Genomic DNA, 954 nt, shown 5'->3' with positions numbered 1-954 from the left:
GCTAACGTCCAGGGACGTGGTGGGAAATGCGCCCATGAAGGATCGGGCTGGGGCCGGGCGAAGCCCCCACACAGCGTAGCCCGGCCCCAGCCCGATCCTCCGCCCCGCAGGCGGTGAGCGGGCGGCAGGAGGTGGTCATCGCGCGTCTACGGTAAGGTCGAGTTGCGACATCGGACCACAACCGCAGAGACGACGATGACCGAAGACAGAATGGCATTGATCGAGCAGATCCAGAAGAGCACCGATGGCGATTTCCTGCGCACCATCGCCGAGCACACGCTGCACCGGCTGATGGACTTCGAGGTCGAGGCACTGATCGGCGCCGCGCGCCACGAACGCAGTGACACGCGCACCACCTACCGCAACGGCTCGCGCCCGCGCCAACTCGACACCCGGCTCGGCACGCTCGACCTGAAGATCCCGAAACTGCGCCAGGGCAGCTACTTCCCGGCTTTCCTGGAGCCGCGCAAGACCGCCGAGAAGGCGCTCACCGCCGTCATCCAGGAGGCGTGGATTCAGGGCGTCTCGACGCGCAAGGTCGATGACCTCGTCCAGGCGCTGGGCATGACCGGCATCTCCAAGTCCCAGGTCTCGGCGCTGTGCCAGGAGATCGACACCCGCGTGCAGTCCTTCCTGGAGCGCCCGCTGGAGGGGGACTGGCCGTATCTCTGGCTCGATGCGACCTACCTCAAGGTCCGCCAGGACGGCCGCATCATCTCGATCGCCGCGATAATCGCCACCGGTGTCAATCAGGACGGGCGACGCGAGGTCCTCGGCCTCGGGCTCGGCCTGTCGGAGGCGGCGACCTTCTGGATCGAGTTCCTGCGCTCGCTGGTGCGACGCGGGCTGAAGGGCGTGAAGTTGGTGATCTCGGATGCCCATGAAGGGCTGAAGGCGGCCATCAGCCAAGTGCTGAGGGCGGATTCAAGCGGTCGTCGCAACAGCCACTGGCCG

At 66.7% G+C, this 954-nt stretch carries 1 protein-coding gene; it reads left to right on the top strand.

Features of this window, described 5'->3' with window-relative positions; all coding sequences use genetic code 11:
* Positions 1-195 precede the first annotated feature (195 nt).
* Positions 196-954: IS256 family transposase (locus QSG27_RS29050; protein WP_306712339.1), on the top strand; the 759-nt coding region annotated here is incomplete at its 3' end.

The sequence above is a fragment of the Azospirillum isscasi genome, from assembly GCF_030849505.1.
Taxonomy (GTDB): domain Bacteria; phylum Pseudomonadota; class Alphaproteobacteria; order Azospirillales; family Azospirillaceae; genus Azospirillum; species Azospirillum isscasi.
This window is presented reverse-complemented; position numbering and strand designations above follow the sequence as displayed.